Raw genomic sequence first — 17,368 nt, forward strand, 5'->3', positions numbered from 1 at the left:
TTGTTTAATTGTTGGATGGCTGTAAGTTAAATTGCTGCAAGAGAAAGAAAAGCCAAAAGTTAAGATTTGTAGGGACAGGTCGCGAACTGTCCGCGCGACAGGCCTTTCAATGAAACTGGGAGTTGTACCTTGCTTTGCTTTCAGAAGTATAAAATGAATTGCCCATGCACGATTCAGACAGGTCGCGACCTGTCCCTTCAAAACTCTGCTACACAAAAAAGCTCCTGCAAGTATAACCTTACAGGAGCTGCAAAAAAGTATAAGTATAAATTAAGCAGCTGCACCCATTCTGAATTCGCCATCCTGCAGTAACGGCTTTACCTGCTCTTGCAGCCTTGTGGTTACAAACGAATTTTGCAGGTGCGCCGGTAGTTCCTGTACAAAAGCTTCGTACTGCTGCAAGCCCATGGCCTGCGCTATGTAACATTCGTGTACGCCATTCAGGTAGCCTACAATCTGCATCAGCGATTCATGGAAAAGCTTAAAGTCGATATCGGCCTGCACAAAACGATCGATCTCACGGTGCGAAGACGAAATACGCAGCCTCGCCATCAGATCAAATAATGTAGTATAGCCCATGCGCCATGTAAGTTGCTGCCAGTGCTGCGGGCCAAATTTCTGCAACACTTCGCCGGTGCGCGTGCTTCGGATAGCAGTGGCCGTATTGGCCTGTACCTGCTGCCTTACAATTTTGGCTTTCTGGCGGCGCGTAGTGCGTAAAAACTGTCCGATCTGCGCCTGCGCTTCCAGTTCCTTGCCTGCAATTTGGAGGCCCGGCTTATAGTGTGCCAACGGCAATCGGTTCATGTTAAAATCATCGTAATGGCCGGAAGCATAAAATGCCATTGGCTGCGGATACGCATTTTTTACAACCAAACGACCTGCTTCGCGAAGCACCCAGGCTTCGTTATTCGTTTTAACACCTCTGGTATGTAAGAATGCTTGCAAGCCTGCAAATACGGCATAATAAGCCTGCGGAAACGTCCAGTGCAGGGCATTGCGCATATAGGCTTCGTCGCCAAATTCCGCAGTAGAGCGGAGCGCATATTCAGTGCTCCAGCTATTTAAAAGCAATCGTTTTACTGCTTCGGTGTCTTGCTGATTCAGTTCGGGTTTTACTTCCCTGAAAAAAGGCAGCTTCTCTAAACCATCCCCTTTGAAATGCTGGATGTGATAACTTATCGCAAAAAAGTAGTTCAGAAACACCTGCCCCGGAATAGATTTCTGCCACTCCTGATCAGTCTGTTTCTGCTCGTCCGGGTACATCGAAAGTACGTTTTCTTCTTCTTTCTCTTTCATGTTTAATAAACAAAACTGGGCTCCCATCAGTTGCAAAAAGTGACTTTAATTACATAGTTATTTTACTTGTAAATATTTGATTATTAGAGCTTTAAAAATTAATTAAAAAAATAATTCTTAGCTCCGGAAAGTCCTTAAAATCAGCTCGTATAACCACTGAAAACCAAGTATAAAGACGCGTACTCTGAGGCTAAAAGTAGCATATAACCATTGCGTGACAGAAGAAGTAAACAACCTATAAAATCGAGCATATGGACCTGTCTTATATCATCAATGAACTTGGCGAAGACCGTGCGTTATACTTTAACGCCGTGGCACCGCCTATTCTGCAGTCGAGTAATTTTGCCAGCAACACGGTAGCTGATATGCGCCGGATGCTGCAAAACGAAGCAGAAGAATACATGTACACGCGCGGTAATAACCCAACCGTAACCATGCTGGAAAAAAAGCTGGCGGCGCTGGAAGGAGCAGAACATGCCATTGCGTTCGGGAGTGGGATTGCGGCCGTTTCTGCAGCCGTACTTTCGCAGGTGAAGGCAGGCGACCATGTGGTATGCACGAAGTATGTTTATAGCTGGACCAGAACGTTGATGCGGAGGTTCCTACCACGTTTTGGCGTAGAAGTAACATTAGTGGATGGAACCGATCCGGAAAATTTCAGGAAAGCCATCAAGCCCAATACCACGCTTATTTACCTCGAAAGTCCGACCTCTTTTACGTTTGATCTGCAGGATATTGAAGCTGTAACTGCTATTGCCAAAGAGCACGGCTGCAGCACCATCATCGACAACAGTTTTGCCAGCCCGCTTCACCAGAATCCGCTTAAAATGGGCCTTGATCTGGTTGTGCATTCGTGTACCAAGTATATTGGTGGCCACTCGGATGCCATGGGCGGTGTTATTTGCGGGAAGCGCGAGGTTATCAACCAGATATTTAAACGCGAGTACATGACGCTGGGAGCCATACTTTCGCCGCACGATGCCTGGCTATTGCTGAGAGGTTTGCGCACGCTGCCGGTACGTATGGAGCGCGTGGCAGCATCAACGCGGCAGGTGGTGGATTACCTGGTGCAGCATCCAAAAGTAGAGAAAGTGCTTTTCCCTTTTCTGAAGGATAATCCGCAGTATGAATTGGCGCAAAATCAAATGTCAAATAACTCCGGCCAATTCTCGATCATACTCAAAACTGAGAATATTGATGAGGTTGATCTTTTCTGCGACAGTTTAAACCACTTCTTAATGGCTGCTTCATGGGGTGGGCATGAATCGCTGATTTACCCGATAGCTGCTACGTATGCTACGCCAGATCATACTTCGGATTTGCCCTTTAATCTGGTGCGTTTCTACATTGGTCTCGAAGATCCGGAATATCTGATCAAAGACCTGGAACAGGCATTCAGTAAATTACCCTAAGTATAAAATCAGTTAAAAACCAGCTGCTGTATTGTCGCCGCGCGGGTCTGCACCGGCTTCGAGTTTGCCGTTTGGTAAAATAAGTATAGCGTTCACCTGGCCATACTTGGCGCGCTCTTTTAGTTTATAGTTTTTCTTTTGAAGTATGGATTTCACTTCCGCGGAAAGCGCATCGGGTTCGTGCTGAATCTCATCGGGGAGCCATTGGTGGTGGATGCGGGGTGCGGCTACGGCTTGTTGCATGGTCATGTTATGCTCCAATACATTCAGGATTGCCTGGAAAACCGACGTGATTATTGTGGAACCGCCGGGCGTCCCGACAACCATAAACAGCTTGTTGTCTTTTTCAAGTATAGCGGGTGTCATGGAGCTGAGCATGCGTTTGCCGGGTGCGATAGCATTTGCTTTTCCGCCCACCAACCCGTACATATTCGGAGTGCCGGGCTTCGTACTGAAATCGTCCATCTCGTTGTTCAGTAAAAAGCCGGCTCCTTCCACCACCACCATCGAACCGTAACTGCCGTTTAATGTAGTCGTTACCGATACGGAATTGCCTTGCTGGTCTACGATGCTGTAATGTGTTGTTTCTTCTGATTCGTAATTCGTTAATTCGCCTGCTTTTATACTTGCTGAGGATGTAGCCTGTGCCATATCGAAATCGGCCATCCGGTTTTTAAGATAAGCCTGATTTAGTAATTCCTGCACCGGTACTTTTACGAAAGCCGGGTCGCCGAGGTAAGTGGCGCGGTCGGCATACACGCGGCGTTCTGCTTCTGTTAGCAACTGCACCGCTTCCGTACTTTGCCAGCCATACTTGTTTAGGTCATAAGGCTCTACCATTTTTAGTAACTGCAGCAACGCAATACCGCCGCTGGATGGTGGCGCCATCGATATAACAGTATACTTTTTATACTTTCCCTGCACCGTTTCGCGCCAGACAGAAGTATAATTTGCCAGATCCTGGTGCGTGATGATGCCGTTCCCGCGCTTGGTTTCTTTCACAATCAGGTCGGCTGTTTCGCCTGCATAAAAGCCAGCGCGCCCTTTGTCGCGGATGCGCTCCAGTGTTTTAGCCAGATCGAGGTAGTATAGCGTATCGCCTGCCTGCCAGTTTTGTTTGGTTGTGAAATGAGTTTTGTGCTGGTTATACTTCGTGAATTTTTCTCTGTTCATGTTCAGGCCTTCAGCTTCTCGCAGAGTAAGTATAACGCCGCGCCGGGCCAGGTCAATAGAAGGTTGCACAAGATCTGCCCATGGTAACGAGCCGAGTTTCTGATGCAGTTGTACCATGCCATCTACTGTGCCGGGAACGCCTGCCGCCAAATGGCCTAACAAACTGAGATTCGGAATAAGATTGCCTGCGCTATCCTGGTACATGGTTTCGGTAGCTTTGGCCGGGGCAGTTTCGCGGTAATCCAGCGAGCCGGTTTTGCCTGTATGGTCGCGGTAAACCAGGAAACCGCCGCCGCCAATATTGCCAGCTGCCGGGTAGCAAACTGCCAGCGCAAATTGAGTGGCAATGGCAGCATCATACGCATTTCCACCTTTCTGCAAAACAGCTTTTCCAATTTCAGATGCAGCCGGGTGAGCCGACACCACCATTGCTTTCGCGGTTATCTGTCCTGCACCAAGTGCTTTTTCCTGATCAATGTTGGAAGGTTTGCATTGGCTGAAAAGCACCAGTATGGCAAAAAGCGGTAATCTGAAGTATAGCTGTAAATTCTTCTTCATAGCAGAGCAATAATGTATAAACGCGGTAACGAAAGATAAGAAGTATAAAAAGAAAGGCTGCCATGAAAATCATGACAGCCTTAAAAAATTTGTGTTTTATCGTATTAGTTCATTCCTTTTTCGATCACGGCAACTGCTTCTTCTAAGTAAATATCTTTTTGCAGCGATTTTAAGAATTCTTTGTTGCGGGCCACTTTCGCTGTATCAGCTCCTAAGGCTTGCAGATCGCCTGGCAGACGAGAAACTTTCAGAACAGGTACTTCTTTCTGAGCTGCTTCGAAACGTTTTGCTTCCTGCTCGTTTTGCTTTTGCTCCGCAATAAACTTGCTTAACTGCAGCGAGCGAACCGTATTATCAGATTGCTTTTTCAGGCGTTGTCCGCTTTCTTTTATCAAATCGAAACTCTTGTTCTGAGCAATTCTGGTCTGGCTGTTTTTCTGGATCTGCGCAATGTTCAGTTTGCTGTTAGCCCATGGCTTATACTTTGCCGGTGCTATTTCATCAAACGGAAGCGGGTATTCCTGCTCTTTTTCGCCAAAATCCAAGAAACTGTAGGTGTCCGGAAGTATAACATCCGGTACAACGCCTCTTAACTGGGTGGTGCCACCGTTGATGCGGTAAAACTTCTGAGTTGTTAATTTAAGTGCACCAAATGGTTTATAGGCATCAAACTGAGAAGGCAGGGCTTCGTCGAGTTCAAAGAACTGCTGCACCGTACCTTTTCCGAAAGTTGGCGTTCCCATAATCACGGCACGTTTGTAATCCTGCATGGCAGCTGCCAGAATTTCGGAAGCTGAAGCGCTGTTAGAGTTTACAAGTATAACCAGCGGGCCGGCATACTGTACCTGCGGATCGCGGTCGTCTAACACCACAGCTTTGCCAGATGCCGTTTTTACCTGTACAATCGGGCCCTGCTCAATAAACAGACCTGCCATTTCTACGGCATCGCCTAAAGAACCCCCCCCGTTGTTACGCAGGTCAAGTACCAGGCCTTTCATGCCGGCAGCTTTCAGTTTTTCAACTTCTTTTTTTACATCGGCACCGCTGAAACGCCCATTCCTGTTCTCGAAATCAGCATAAAAACCAGGCAGTTTAATATACCCGATCTTCTGTTTATCGTCGATGATGGCTGATTGCGCGTAGGTTTCTTCAAACACGATCAGGTCGCGGATAATCGGAATAACTTTAGTTGAGCCATCCAGCTTTTTAACGGTCAGGCGTACTTCTGTTCCTTTCTTGCCACGGATCAATTGTATCGCATCATCAATGCGCATGCCTTCGATCAAAACCGGTTCGCCGGGGCCTTGTGCTACTTTCTGAATTGCGTCGCCTGGTTTCAGGTCGCCTTGTAAGTAAGATGGGCTACCCGGCACGATTTCCATTACTTTGATCTGGCCATCTTTTTCCTGCAACGAGGCACCAATACCTTCCAGCTTTCCTGTAAATTCTATATCGAAATCAGATTTGGCTTTAGGCGGAAAATAACCTGTGTGCGGGTCGTAAACATTCGCAATGGAGTTGATGTAGATGGCGCGGCGGTCTTCGCGGTTAATTTTGGAGAGCCTGTTGTAAAGGTCTTCGTAGGTTTTCTTTACTTTATCGCGTGCTTCTTTCTCCAGTGCCTCAGGCGTTTTCTTAGCAGCTTTCGGATCTTTGGCTAGTGCTTTTTCCTGCTCTTCCTGCATATCCGCCAAACGCACCAATGTCTGGTACTTCAGCTGCTTGCGCCAGGCTTCTTTCAGGGCTTCTTTATCTTTCGCGAAAGCCAGTTTTTCGCCATCCAGTTCGATGGTTTCTTCTTTCGTGAAATCAAATGGTTGGGCAAGAATCTCTTTGTAATACGCTTCAGATTCTTTTAAGCGCTGCTCCATAATAGCGGAAGCCACATCAAAAAGCTCGTAAGAACCTGCGCGCAGTTGGTCGTCTACAGCGGTTTCATACTTGCGGAGTTGCTCCACATCTGTTGCCAGTAAAAACTTTTTATTATAGTCTAAGCGCTCGAGGTATAATTTAAATACCTTTTTAGAAAACGAATCGTCTATTTTTTCGGGTTGATAATGGCCCGTGTTCAGGCCTTGCATCAGCGCCTTCAGCAGGATCTCATTTTTACCGGCCGGATCCGTTTTTTTCGTATAAAGTATAAAAGAGCCGGTCAGCAGAATTACTGCAAGAACTGACAATATTATTTTAAATCGGGTTGTCAATGATAGCATCTAATTAAGTAAGTTGAACTAAAGGTAATACGCAAAAGTGGTGCCGTAGATTGTGCAGAAGCAGGCATACAATGCAATATTTTGTAATGTAATACAAAAGCTTCCAAATATCAATACGCTGAAATTGCCGCTTGCCTGCACTATGGTTTGCAACAGCAGATCTGCGTATGGGTGTTATCTTATAACTGCAAGCAGGGCTTAATCGTTTCCGCAAGTTTGTAACCGGCCTTTAAAACAGACAAGCCTATCTCACAACAGGCAAAGCAGGCAGATGTTTTTTACCTCGCTTATCCCTGGTAACTTAACCTGGCTTAGTAATGTAGAGTGGATTAACAGTTATTCAGAAAGTATACTTTTGAACGCAGGAGTAAAAAAATGGAATAACTCTTTCCGTGTTTTAAAGTTTAACAACTAGACATACTCACACTTCTGCAACATGAGCAAAACCATCCTTTTTTTTGGCGATAGTTTAACGGCAGGCTACGGATTGCCAACCTCGCAGGCATATCCTGCTTTAATAGAAGAGCGCTTAAAAGAAAAGCAATATTCGTATAAAGTTATAAATGCAGGCCTGAGCGGCGATACAACTGCCGGAGGCGTTTACCGCATCGAGCGCTGGCTGCACGAGCCAATCGATATTTTTGTGCTGGCATTGGGGGCAAACGACGGCCTGCGCGGCATACCTACCCGCGAGACAAGTATAAACCTGCAAACGATCCTGGATAAAGTAAAGCGGCAACACCCGGAGGTAAAAATCATACTTTCGGGCCTCGAAATACCGGATATTGTGCCCGGCCGTTATGCAGCCGAATTCCGGAAACTTTTCAGGGAACTGGCACTCAAGAATAATATTTCGTTTATTCCTTTTTTGCTTGAAGGCGTGGCCGGCATGCGCCATTTAAATCTTCAGGATGGCATACACCCTAATGCCGCCGGCCAGAAATTACTGGCAGAGCATACCTGGAAAGTGCTGGAGGGGTTATTAAGCAAATAGCTTTAAAGTATAAAAAAGCAATAGTTTATACTTTAAAGCTATTTGGTAAAGCAGGTTAATCCATTTTTAGTTGCGTACGGAGTGCCGCTGTTTTATCGCGTTGTGCCTGCAGTTCTTTCATGGTACTGCGGGCCCACAAATTAAAGGGATGGGTATTGGCTTCCGTTACATCCTTCAGATTCGAATCATACTTGTCTAACGCATTATCCTGCATGTTAGCCACTGTTTTCCAGTAGGTGCGGTCAAACTCGGCAGGTTTGGTATTGCGCAGCTCGTCCAGGTCTTTTCTTTCCGCTTCTTCGGGTTGTTGCGGCAGGGTAATGTTATGTTCCCGGGCCAGTTGTGCCAGTTCTTTTTGCTTGGCTTCGTACCAGGTCATAAGTTGCTGGCCCTGTTGTTTTACATCATCGGTCATACCTTTTTCGGTAGCCAGTTTGCCCAACTCAACCTGAAGCATGTTATTGCGTGCTGCAAAAGCCATCAACTCCCGGCTGTTGTCGGTTAGGGTAGTATCTGATGCCGTTGTTTCGGAGGTTTCAGTTGAGGTGGTGGTTTCCTGTTCGTTTGTAGTGCCCGAATCGCAGGCTGAAAACCAGATGAAGCTGGTAAAAACCAGGCTTGCTGTTAAGACTCTTTTCATAGTGACGTGTTAGTTGGTACAAAAACTTATACCTAACCATACGAAACTAGCGCAAATTGTTTGCTGAGAAGGAGATAGATTGCTTATCCAGAATAGAAAGCAAGGTAGGCATCGAGAGCGGTTTGCGTATAAACCCAACCACTACATCATACTTTTTAGCACGCTCTGTATGTTCCTGTTCTTCTGAAGAAGTGAACATGGAGATAAGCGTTTTATGCTGCTGCGGGTACCCTAGTTCGTAGTATTGGTCCAGAAAATCAAATCCATCCAGGGTGGGCATACTGATATCGAGCAAGATCAGATCAGGAAAAGCAGCGTCTTTTGATTGTGTTATTTCTTTCAAAAAATCTAAGGCCTCAGGTACGCTGGTGCATACAGAAACCAGTGCACTGGCATTTGCATCTTCCAGAATAATCTGAGAAAATAAATTGTTGATTTGATCGTCATCAATAATAAGGATATGATTTACGCTGTGCATGTTCTGTTTCTATAACATAAGCTGCTTGGGGGTGCAAATTTAAATAGCTCAAATTTAAAAAAAGCAATATGCCTGAAAAATTGCACTAAAAATCTCAATAATTTTTAAAAACGTAATTCAATTATTAAAATTTATAAGTTTTTTACTTTTCAGACTATCTTAAATGCTAAAGTTATATTCTCAAGTTTAACTATTTTTTTCACAACTTCAAGTTATTGTGCCTAAGTATGCAAATATTTATATATTATTTTATAATGAAGGTGGTTTTTGCACAGATTTTCAGGTAGTAAAAATGCCCGGCCATCTAAAGATGACCGGGCATTTAAAATTAAATAAGAGCGGAAGCTTAATAATAGATATGCTCGCCTCTGTTGCTCTGGAAATGCTGCTCGAAATAACGGGCATCTTCGGCACTGTGCGGTCTGAAACCAACTACGATGTTACCTTCTTTAATACCAGATTCGTAAATCTTAGCTCTTTCTTCCGGAATACCAGCACCTACCAGTGCACCGATCAGGCCACCTGTAAGTCCGCCGGCACCAGCTCCTGCTAAACCTGCCGCTAACGGACCTGCTACTATAAGGCCAAGTCCAGGGATGGCGATAGAAGTACCAATGGCAGCCACTGCACCGATAATGGCACCAAGTGTACCACCAATAGCAGAACCAGCTCCGGCGCCTTCCAATGATTTATTGCCTAATTCAGTATCTTCGGTATCATCACCAAAGTGACGCTTACGTCCTTCATCAGACATTACTACGTTAATATCATCTTTGTCATAACCACGTGCACGAAGTTCAGTGTAAGCAAGCTCAGCACTTTCTCTGTCCTTGAACATGGCGGTCATCATTCCTGCGTTATCTGTGTTGTTTGTCATAGTTTTAAGCGTTATAGATATTGGTTGTTAGTTTAATTACACACCGCTTTACATGCTGGCATGTTGGATTATACTAACGCGAATAAACCTACATGGTTACGGCAGCTGCAGACAAGCTGGTATAACTATCCTGCAACAACCAAGGCTTATAACCTGCCGGATCAAACCTGAATTTTGCCAGACAGGCAAGTTCTAAAAGCTGAAAAGTATAAGCTTTAAGAGGAACTGCGAAAACAAGAAGGGCAGCGAGCAGCTGGGAAAGTATAAATTTTACTTGTGGAGTAAAACAAAGCAGCCTCTGGGTCAGGGAGGCTGTTTCGTTAATTATATACTTTAACTATAAAAATGAAATCCTGTAATTTCTTGAGTTGCTGAGGCCTGGATGCGCCGGCCAGCAGATTCTTTTTAGGTAAGGCCAGTGGTGTTGGCGTAGCAGAAGGCGGTATCTCGTTTATCATCTGGAGCAGGTAAGCAGATTTGATGGCGAATGCTGCTCCTTCCTGGCCGGCCTGCTTGCCGCTGATAACCCCGATCAAATTACCGCGCTCATCCAGTAAAGGACCACCGCTGTTACCCGGGTTTAACGGAATCGAGATCTGGTAAGCAGTCGTATCGCCTTCGAAACCGGAAGAGGAGCTAAGCGAGCCTTCGCCAAACACAACATCTTCGCGTGGGAAACCCAGTGTATAAACTGATTCTCCCAGATCTGCTTCCGACTTTTTAAAAGTATAAGGTAACTTGCCAAAGCCCGAAAAAGAAACATCTTCTACTTTCAGTATAGACAAATCACTTGTTTCGTCGCGGTATACTTCGCGTGCTTTATACTTGGCACCTGCTTTATTTTCGATCAGGATAGAGTCGGCGTTTTCTACCACATGCGAGCTGGTAACCAGGTAACCCTCTGCACTAATGGCAAAACCTGTTCCGCTGAATGCAGCAGGGCGCGGTGCTGGTTTTGTAGCGTCTGTGATATCGTTCAGTAAAGCAGTCTGCGCTTTTTTAAGTAGCTCAACTTCTCTTCTTAACTCAATATAACGGGCAGTTTGCTGCTGTACAGGTTTCTTTAATTGCTGTACCGTCCAGAGTGTACCGAAAACCGATAGCATGGAAACACTGGCAGCTACAGCCATGGTGCGGGTATGGCGCTTCAGGTAGGTTTTCCACATCGGAATAACACTGGCAGATTCGCGCACAGTTGCCACATCCATACTTGTGTGGATCGTATCCAGCTGTGCTTTAAGTGCGCTTCGTTTGCCATATTGCTGCATGGCCTGCAGCAGTTGCTTGTGCTCCTGCACCTGGCCGGCAAGCCGGAGGTCGGTACGCAGCAACGCCTCAAAAGAAGCACGTTCCTCTGAAGGCATATTGTTATTTAGGTAGCGTTCTATTTGCTCGTAAGCGCGATATTCTAACATTTCTGGTTTCTCCCGACTTTACTTTAAGTCTAAGATTATAAATAGCAGTACCTAGGCAATGGGCTTATAGGCAGTAAAAAAAATCTTTTTCAGGCGTTGCAGGCATTTATACTTCTGGTTTTTGGCTGTATCGGTATTGGTGTAGCCAAACTTTTCGGTAATGTCCTGCATGTTCTGTAAGCGGATGTAGAAGTCTTCGAGCAAGGTGCGGCAGGGTTCTCCTATTTCTTCCATCGCCGAGGCCATGGCATCAAACTGGTTTTCCTGTTCGTCGTGCGCTTCTGTATCTTCCAGTACCGGCAAAAAATCTTCTGAATCTTCTATCCGGCTGGCGTATCGTCCTTTTTCAGCAAGCTTTTTCAGCCACAGCCTTCTGCACACCGAGTATAAATATGTCTTTATCTGGCAGCTAAGTTCGAGGCTGTTGTCTTTTATCTTTTCATAAAAAACGATGATGCCTTCCTGGTACACATCTTTGGCTTCATCGTGGCTTCCGCTGTTGTTTAAAATAAAGAACGAGATCATCGGAAAATGGAGCTTGTACAGAAAAGAAAGCGCATGCTCCTCACCATTCCGGATTCCGGCTATGATCTCCTCATCTGTCTCGTACAAACTCTTCTTCATTCCACTCTGCTTTTTAATACGATTTACTGCATTTTGTAACCCAACGAAAAAATATTTTTTAAATTTTTAAAAAGGCGGGTTACCTTTTTCCGGTTCGGGTATAAACCACCAAAATCAGAAACTTAATCACAAACACAAAAATGAAAAATCTTTCTAAATTCGCTCTAGTTGCTTTCGCTCTTGTTACTTTCTCTGCTTGCAACTCTGAGCCAGCTGCTACTGAAACTGAAGCTACTACAACTGAAACTGAAACTACTGTAGAAGAAACTCCAATGGACGAAACTATGGTTGATTCTGCAACTACAACTACTACTACAGATTCTACTGTAACTGTACAGTAATTGTCGCTTCAGAACTACAGGATTTAACTTATAGTTCTAAAAACACATGAGAGGGCCCCGGTATAACACCGGGGCCCTCTTACTTTTTGCATAAACCATGTTTATACTTTGCAGTTGCCAGGTTTAAAATATGGCAACTGCAAAGTATAAATTATTTTCTGGCTGCTTTGCGTCTTTCCACTTCTCTTTGGATCAGGGTAAGCTCGCGGCTGCTTTGTCCGGCGATGGCCGTGTTTTCGTTGGCACGGCGCAGCAGGTAGGGCATTACGGCTTCTACCGGGCCGTATGGCACATACTTGGCGGCATTATAGCCCGCATTTGCCAGGTTATATGATAAGTTATCGCTCATGCCAAAGAGCTGTGCAAAGTATACACGCTCATCGCCGGGCGCAATATTGTGTTGCTTCATCAGCTCCATCAGGTGGTAGCAGCTGTTTTCGTTGTGCGTACCGGCGCAAATGGCAATACGGTCTATATGTTCCACGCAATAGCGAACGGCATTATCAAACAATTCATCCGAAGCTTTTTTAGATAAGTTGATCGGATCCTGGTAGCCTTGCTCGGAAGCACGCTTGCGCTCTTTTTCCATGTAAGCACCACGCACCAGTTTGCCACCCAGGTAGTAACCACCCTTTACAGCATTATCATAATCGCGTTTAATGGCATCCAGCCGGTCGTGGCGGTACAGTTGGTAGGTATTGTAAACAATGGCTTTCTCCTTATTATAGAGTTCCATCATTTCGTAGGTCAGGTTATCGATCGTTTCCTGGATCCAGCTTTCTTCAGCATCCACAAAAACGCGCACATTGGCTTCGTAGCAACGTTTGCAGATCGCGTTCACACGGTCGCGGCCACGCTCAAAAGCTGCCCGCTCGTCGGCGCTCAGTTCTTTGCGGTCCTGTACTTTCTCTAGGAGCTTAATATCAACCAGTCCGGTTACTTTAAATACCGAAAACGGAATATTTTTATTGCCACGGGCTTTTTCTACAGTGCGCAGCAATTCGTCGCGGGTAGCGTTATAACTTGCTTCGCTGCCTTCGCCTTCCACCGAATAATCAAGGATGGTTCCGATGTTATACTTGCCTAACTCCTGTATGGCGCGCTCGGATTCTGTGATGGTTTCGCCACCGCAAAAGTGGCTGAAGATGGTTGGCTTTACAATAAACTTTACCGGCAAATGCAGGTTTATAGCTGTATTAAGCAAGCCTCCGCCAATTTTTACGAAAGTGTTGCTGTTCATGGACTTAAACAGCCAATACATCTTGTATAATTCAGCGTTTGATTTAGATGAAAAAGCGACGGCAGTGTCGTCGAAAGAAACGTTTGTTCTGGGCTCCATGTACGTGTAACTTTGAGCTGGCAAAGATAATGTATCAGGCTAAGTTAACAACCACCAAAGCAGTATTGTTATTTGTCCATACCTTAACATAAATTAATAAAGCCTGCTATTTGCAGCTTAAAGTATAGTTGGCAAAAGATTATTTCAGATGAAGTTTACAGATCAGGATACCTATTTTACAAAGTTACAGGCAACTCAGGGCAAACCACTGCTAATTGCGGGGCCATGCAGCGCCGAAACAGAAGAACAGGTTATGCAAACGGCAGTTGCGCTGAAAAAACACAACATCCATTTGTTCCGGGCAGGCATCTGGAAACCCCGTTCGCGGCCAAACAGTTTTGAGGGAGTTGGTACTGTGGGGTTAGGCTGGCTGCGCCGTGTAAAAGATGAAACCGGCATACCCGTAACCACCGAAGTAGCCACAGGCAGGCACGTAGAAGAAGCGCTAAAGTATGGCATTGATGTACTCTGGATAGGGGCACGCACCACCGTAAATCCGTTTGCTGTGCAGGAAATAGCTGATGCGATGCAGGGCGTGCAGGTGCCCGTGATGATAAAAAATCCGGTAAACCCGGACCTGGCACTCTGGATCGGGGCCATAGAGCGTATTTACCAGGCTGGCATTAAAGACCTGGCTGCCATCCACCGTGGTTTTTCTTCTTATCAGAAATCAAAATACAGAAATACGCCTGTCTGGCAAATACCCATCGAGTTAAAAGCACTGTACCCGGGTTTGCCCATTATTGTTGATCCCAGCCATATTACAGGTTCCAGGGAATTGATTTTTCCGGTGTCGCAGAAGGCGCTTGACCTTGGTTTTGATGGCGTGATGATCGAAACACACCCGACACCAGACCTGGCACTGAGCGATGCCGCCCAACAGATTACACCAGATACATTCGGAAGTATACTTGGTAAACTGCAGGTGCGCAAAACAAATTATGATGATGCCGAGCTCGTAAACTTAGCCGAAAAGCTGCGGTTGCAAATAGATAGCGCTGACCACGACCTGATTGCCGCACTTGCAAAACGCATGGCGCTGGTAGAGCAGATAGGGGTATACAAAAAGCAAAACAACGTGCAGGTATTACAACTGGAGCGATGGAAAGAGATCTTTAAAACACGGGCCGATTGGGCACAGGATGCAGGTATAAAAGCAGCTTTTGTAGAAGAACTTTATAAACTGATCCACGTGGAATCTATCCGGATACAAACCGAAGTGATGAAGAAAGAAGTATAAATGAAAAAGAGAAGCTAATTAAGGCTTCTCTTTTTCATTTATACTTTAGTTATGGTTAGTTGCTTTCTTTTTCTTGTAGAAACGTGTTTCGAGCATCACCGCTAACATGGTTACCACACCCGCCCCCATCGATAAGGCAAGCTCCGACAACGTAAGTGCTGGTAACCCGAAAAATTTATCCAGGAACGGCGCATAAATGGCCGCTAACTGCAACCCAAATGTAAGTACAGCCATCAGTATAAACAACGGGTTTGAGCGGAACGAGAAAGGTGTGTACCCATACGCTCTCAGGCCAAAGGCATTTCCGATCTGCGCAAAACCTAAGGTTGCAAAGATCATCGTTTGCCAGCGCAAATCTTCCGGGTTAGTTGGGTCAAAGTATAAAATGCCCATCCCCAGCGTAATAATGGCAATCAACACACCAGACCAGGAAATATAGGCAATGTCTTTTTTGGAGAGCAACGCGCTGTCCGGGGAGCGTGGCGCTCGGTTCATGGTATCTGCCTCAGGTGGTTCGGTGCCCAGGCCTAATCCCATCAAGCCATCCGTTAGCAGGTTTAGCCAGAGCAATTGCAGGGGCGTTAAGGCAATAGGCATCCCGAGCAGTGGCGTACAAAGCATCACCAGCACTTTACCCAAATTTCCTCCCAACGAAAATTTCACGAACCTTATAAGGTTATCATAAATCACGCGGCCTTCTTCCACGGCAGCTACGATGGTGGCAAAGTTATCATCCAGCAATACCATATCGGATGCTTCTTTGGCTACATCGGTTCCGGTAATGCCCATGGCTACACCAATATTTGCTGTTTTGAGCGCAGGAGAATCGTTTACGCCATCACCCGTCATAGCTACAATATCTCCCTTTTTCTGGAGCATTTCCACAATCCGCAACTTATCTTCCGGCGATACGCGGGCGTAGATCGAAACACGCGAAACAACTTCTTCCAGTTCGGCTTCTGATAAGTTGTTGAGCATTTCGCCTGTGAGTGCTTCGGGGTTTTCGGTGATGCGGAGTTCGTGGGCAATGGCAGCCGCGGTCAGCGGATGATCGCCGGTAATCATGATCGGACGGATGCCCGCTGTACGGCAGGTAGCAACAGCAGATTTAACAGCAGCGCGCGGCGGATCAATAATACCTACCATGCCTGCAAACGTGAGTTTATCTTCTATACTATTACCATGGTTGGCAGGCTCCTGCAACTCCCGGAAAGCAAGGCCCAATACACGCATACCTTTCTGGGCAAGCTGATTATTTGTTTGCAGCAGCTGCTCGTGCCACTCCTCAGACAAAGGTTCAGTTTGCCCGTTTATCCATACTTTGTCAGCTATTTTCAGGAGGCTATCAACAGCGCCTTTGGTGCAGGCAAAGTATGAGGCTTGAGGGGTAAACTGTAGCGCATCAGACGGAAAAGCAGCAGTTACTTTGTGCACTGTGGTCATGCGCTTGCGGGTAGAGTCGAAGGGTTGTTCGTGCACGCGTGGCAACAGTTCTTCCAGTTTTTCTTTTTGCATGCCAGCCCGGTTCGCAGCTATCAAAAGTGCGCCTTCGGTAGGGTCCCCGATTATATCCGGCTCGCCGTCGCTGTTTGTAGAGAGCAGGCTATCGTTGCACAACATGCCAATGGCAAGTGCTAGATTCGCTTTCTGAGGGGCATTTATACTTTCCCCAGGTGTAAATTCGATCACTTCATCCTGCAGGTTGACGGTTGTAACGGTCATCCGGTTTTCTGTGAGCGTGCCGGTTTTATCGGAGCAAATGATGGTAACAGAACCCAATGTTTCAACGGCAGGAAGTTTGCGCATCAGGGCATGGCGCGTGAGCATGCGTTGGGCACCAATGGCCAGTGTAATGGTAACAACCGCCGGAAGCCCCTCCGGCACAACCGCCACCGCCAGACTCACTGCCGTCAGGAACATGTCTTCCAAAGGTTCGCCTGTCAGAACACCCAGGATCAACATCATGGCAGCTGCCACAAAACCAAGTATAGCTAGGAGTTTTCCGAGTTGGTCGAGCTTTTGTTGCAGCGGCGTTTGTTTGGTCTCCACTTCCTGCAGCAGGTCCGCGATTTTGCCAAGTTCGGTTTGCATACCTGTGCCCACTACCAGCGCCACGCCACGGCCATGTGCCACATTGGTACCTAAGTATACCATATTGGTGCGGTCGCCGATGGGCATGTCGGGTTTGGATAGGGCAGCGGTTTGCTTTTCAATGGCTTCTGATTCTCCGGTAAGGGCGGCTTCCTGTACCCGCAGGTTGGCGCTTTCGAGTACACGCATATCCGCCGGTACCACATTGCCAGCCTCCAGTAACACGATATCTCCCGGCACTAAATCGCGGGCCGATACTTCCTGCACACTGCCATTGCGCCTGGCCCTGACGGTAGGCACCACCATTCGTTTAAGGGCAGCCATCGCTTTTTCTGCGCGGTATTCCTGCACAAAACCCAGCACACCAAACAGCACCACAATAGCCATAATAGCGATCGTTTCCAGGTCTTTACCCAAAAAAGCAGAGATAACAGCCGCTGCAATCAGGATTAGCACCATGGTTTGCGTGAACTGCTCCCACAGCATGCGCAAAGGGTTTTTGCCGCCGCGGTCCAGTAACTCGTTGTGGCCGTAAATAGCCAGTCTTTTTTGTGCCTCCGAACTGCTGAGTCCGTTGTTACCGGAACCTAAACTTTCTTTGGTCGCTTCTGCGGACTGCGTGTGCCAGTTTTCCATGGAGTATGAATAGTTGTTTATACTTTGCTGGTGGTTGG

Annotated in this window: 14 protein-coding genes; 4 read left to right on the plus strand and 10 right to left on the minus strand. The window is 46.4% G+C overall.

Annotation, left to right across the window (positions count from 1 at the left end):
* Positions 1 to 270: 270 nt before the first annotated feature.
* On the minus strand, positions 271 to 1,299 hold the full coding sequence (locus DP923_RS10725) for a hypothetical protein (protein WP_165838179.1): 1,029 nt from the start codon (positions 1,297 to 1,299) through the stop codon (positions 271 to 273).
* Positions 1,300 to 1,550: 251 nt separating this feature from the next.
* On the opposite strand from DP923_RS10725, the gene DP923_RS10730 reads away from it, so the two are divergent.
* Positions 1,551 to 2,711, plus strand: a complete 1,161-nt coding sequence (locus DP923_RS10730; protein ID WP_112305854.1) for a trans-sulfuration enzyme family protein — start codon at positions 1,551 to 1,553, stop codon at positions 2,709 to 2,711.
* Positions 2,712 to 2,723: 12 nt separating this feature from the next.
* Here the strand turns inward: DP923_RS10730 and ggt are convergent, their stop codons facing one another.
* Together ggt and DP923_RS10740 are read right to left on the minus strand one after the other, a co-directional pair.
* On the minus strand, positions 2,724 to 4,442 hold the full coding sequence (ggt, locus tag DP923_RS10735) for a gamma-glutamyltransferase (RefSeq protein WP_207801968.1): 1,719 nt from the start codon (positions 4,440 to 4,442) through the stop codon (positions 2,724 to 2,726).
* A 104-nt stretch (positions 4,443 to 4,546) separates the two neighbouring features.
* Complete coding sequence (locus DP923_RS10740) at positions 4,547 to 6,622, minus strand: carboxy terminal-processing peptidase (RefSeq protein ID WP_239021009.1); 2,076 nt, start codon at positions 6,620 to 6,622, stop codon at positions 4,547 to 4,549.
* 469 nt (positions 6,623 to 7,091) lie between these two features.
* Here DP923_RS10740 and DP923_RS10745 point away from each other — a divergent pair, with 469 nt between their 5' ends.
* A complete protein-coding gene (locus DP923_RS10745) occupies positions 7,092 to 7,649 on the plus strand; it encodes an arylesterase (RefSeq protein WP_112305856.1) in 558 nt (185 codons plus the stop codon).
* Positions 7,650 to 7,704: 55 nt separating this feature from the next.
* Here DP923_RS10745 and DP923_RS10750 read toward each other — a convergent pair whose 3' ends face one another.
* From DP923_RS10750 to DP923_RS10770, 5 genes are all read right to left on the minus strand, one after another.
* Positions 7,705 to 8,289 carry a DUF4142 domain-containing protein gene (locus tag DP923_RS10750; RefSeq protein WP_112305857.1) on the minus strand — a complete coding sequence of 195 codons (585 nt, stop codon included), beginning with the start codon at positions 8,287 to 8,289 and terminating at the stop codon, positions 7,705 to 7,707.
* Between the two features lie 46 nt (positions 8,290 to 8,335).
* On the minus strand, positions 8,336 to 8,767 hold the full coding sequence (locus DP923_RS10755) for a response regulator (protein WP_112305858.1): 432 nt from the start codon (positions 8,765 to 8,767) through the stop codon (positions 8,336 to 8,338).
* 346 nt (positions 8,768 to 9,113) lie between these two features.
* On the minus strand, positions 9,114 to 9,644 hold the full coding sequence (locus DP923_RS10760) for a hypothetical protein (RefSeq protein ID WP_112305859.1): 531 nt from the start codon (positions 9,642 to 9,644) through the stop codon (positions 9,114 to 9,116).
* Positions 9,645 to 9,964: 320 nt separating this feature from the next.
* On the minus strand, positions 9,965 to 11,059 hold the full coding sequence (locus DP923_RS10765; RefSeq protein WP_112305860.1) for a S1 family peptidase: 1,095 nt from the start codon (positions 11,057 to 11,059) through the stop codon (positions 9,965 to 9,967).
* Between the two features lie 51 nt (positions 11,060 to 11,110).
* Positions 11,111 to 11,683, minus strand: coding sequence for an RNA polymerase sigma factor (locus tag DP923_RS10770; protein WP_112305861.1), 573 nt, complete (start codon positions 11,681 to 11,683; stop codon positions 11,111 to 11,113).
* 140 nt (positions 11,684 to 11,823) lie between these two features.
* Between DP923_RS10770 and DP923_RS10775 the strand changes: the two genes are divergently transcribed.
* On the plus strand, positions 11,824 to 12,024 hold the full coding sequence (locus tag DP923_RS10775) for a hypothetical protein (RefSeq protein ID WP_112305862.1): 201 nt from the start codon (positions 11,824 to 11,826) through the stop codon (positions 12,022 to 12,024).
* 151 nt (positions 12,025 to 12,175) lie between these two features.
* On the opposite strand, the gene DP923_RS10780 is transcribed toward DP923_RS10775, so the two are convergent.
* Positions 12,176 to 13,363: a proline dehydrogenase family protein gene (locus DP923_RS10780; RefSeq protein ID WP_112305863.1), complete on the minus strand. Its 1,188-nt coding sequence runs from the start codon at positions 13,361 to 13,363 to the stop codon at positions 12,176 to 12,178.
* A gap of 148 nt (positions 13,364 to 13,511) precedes the next feature.
* On the opposite strand from DP923_RS10780, the gene DP923_RS10785 reads away from it, so the two are divergent.
* Positions 13,512 to 14,603, plus strand: coding sequence for a bifunctional 3-deoxy-7-phosphoheptulonate synthase/chorismate mutase type II (locus tag DP923_RS10785; RefSeq protein WP_112305864.1), 1,092 nt, complete (start codon positions 13,512 to 13,514; stop codon positions 14,601 to 14,603).
* Positions 14,604 to 14,648: 45 nt separating this feature from the next.
* On the opposite strand, the gene DP923_RS10790 is transcribed toward DP923_RS10785, so the two are convergent.
* Positions 14,649 to 17,330, minus strand: a complete 2,682-nt coding sequence (locus DP923_RS10790; RefSeq protein WP_112305865.1) for a cation-translocating P-type ATPase — start codon at positions 17,328 to 17,330, stop codon at positions 14,649 to 14,651.
* Between the last annotated feature and the right edge of the window lie 38 nt (positions 17,331 to 17,368).

It is taken from the genome of Pontibacter arcticus (genome assembly GCF_003284895.1).
In the GTDB taxonomy this organism is placed as follows: Bacteria; Bacteroidota; Bacteroidia; order Cytophagales; family Hymenobacteraceae; genus Pontibacter; species Pontibacter arcticus.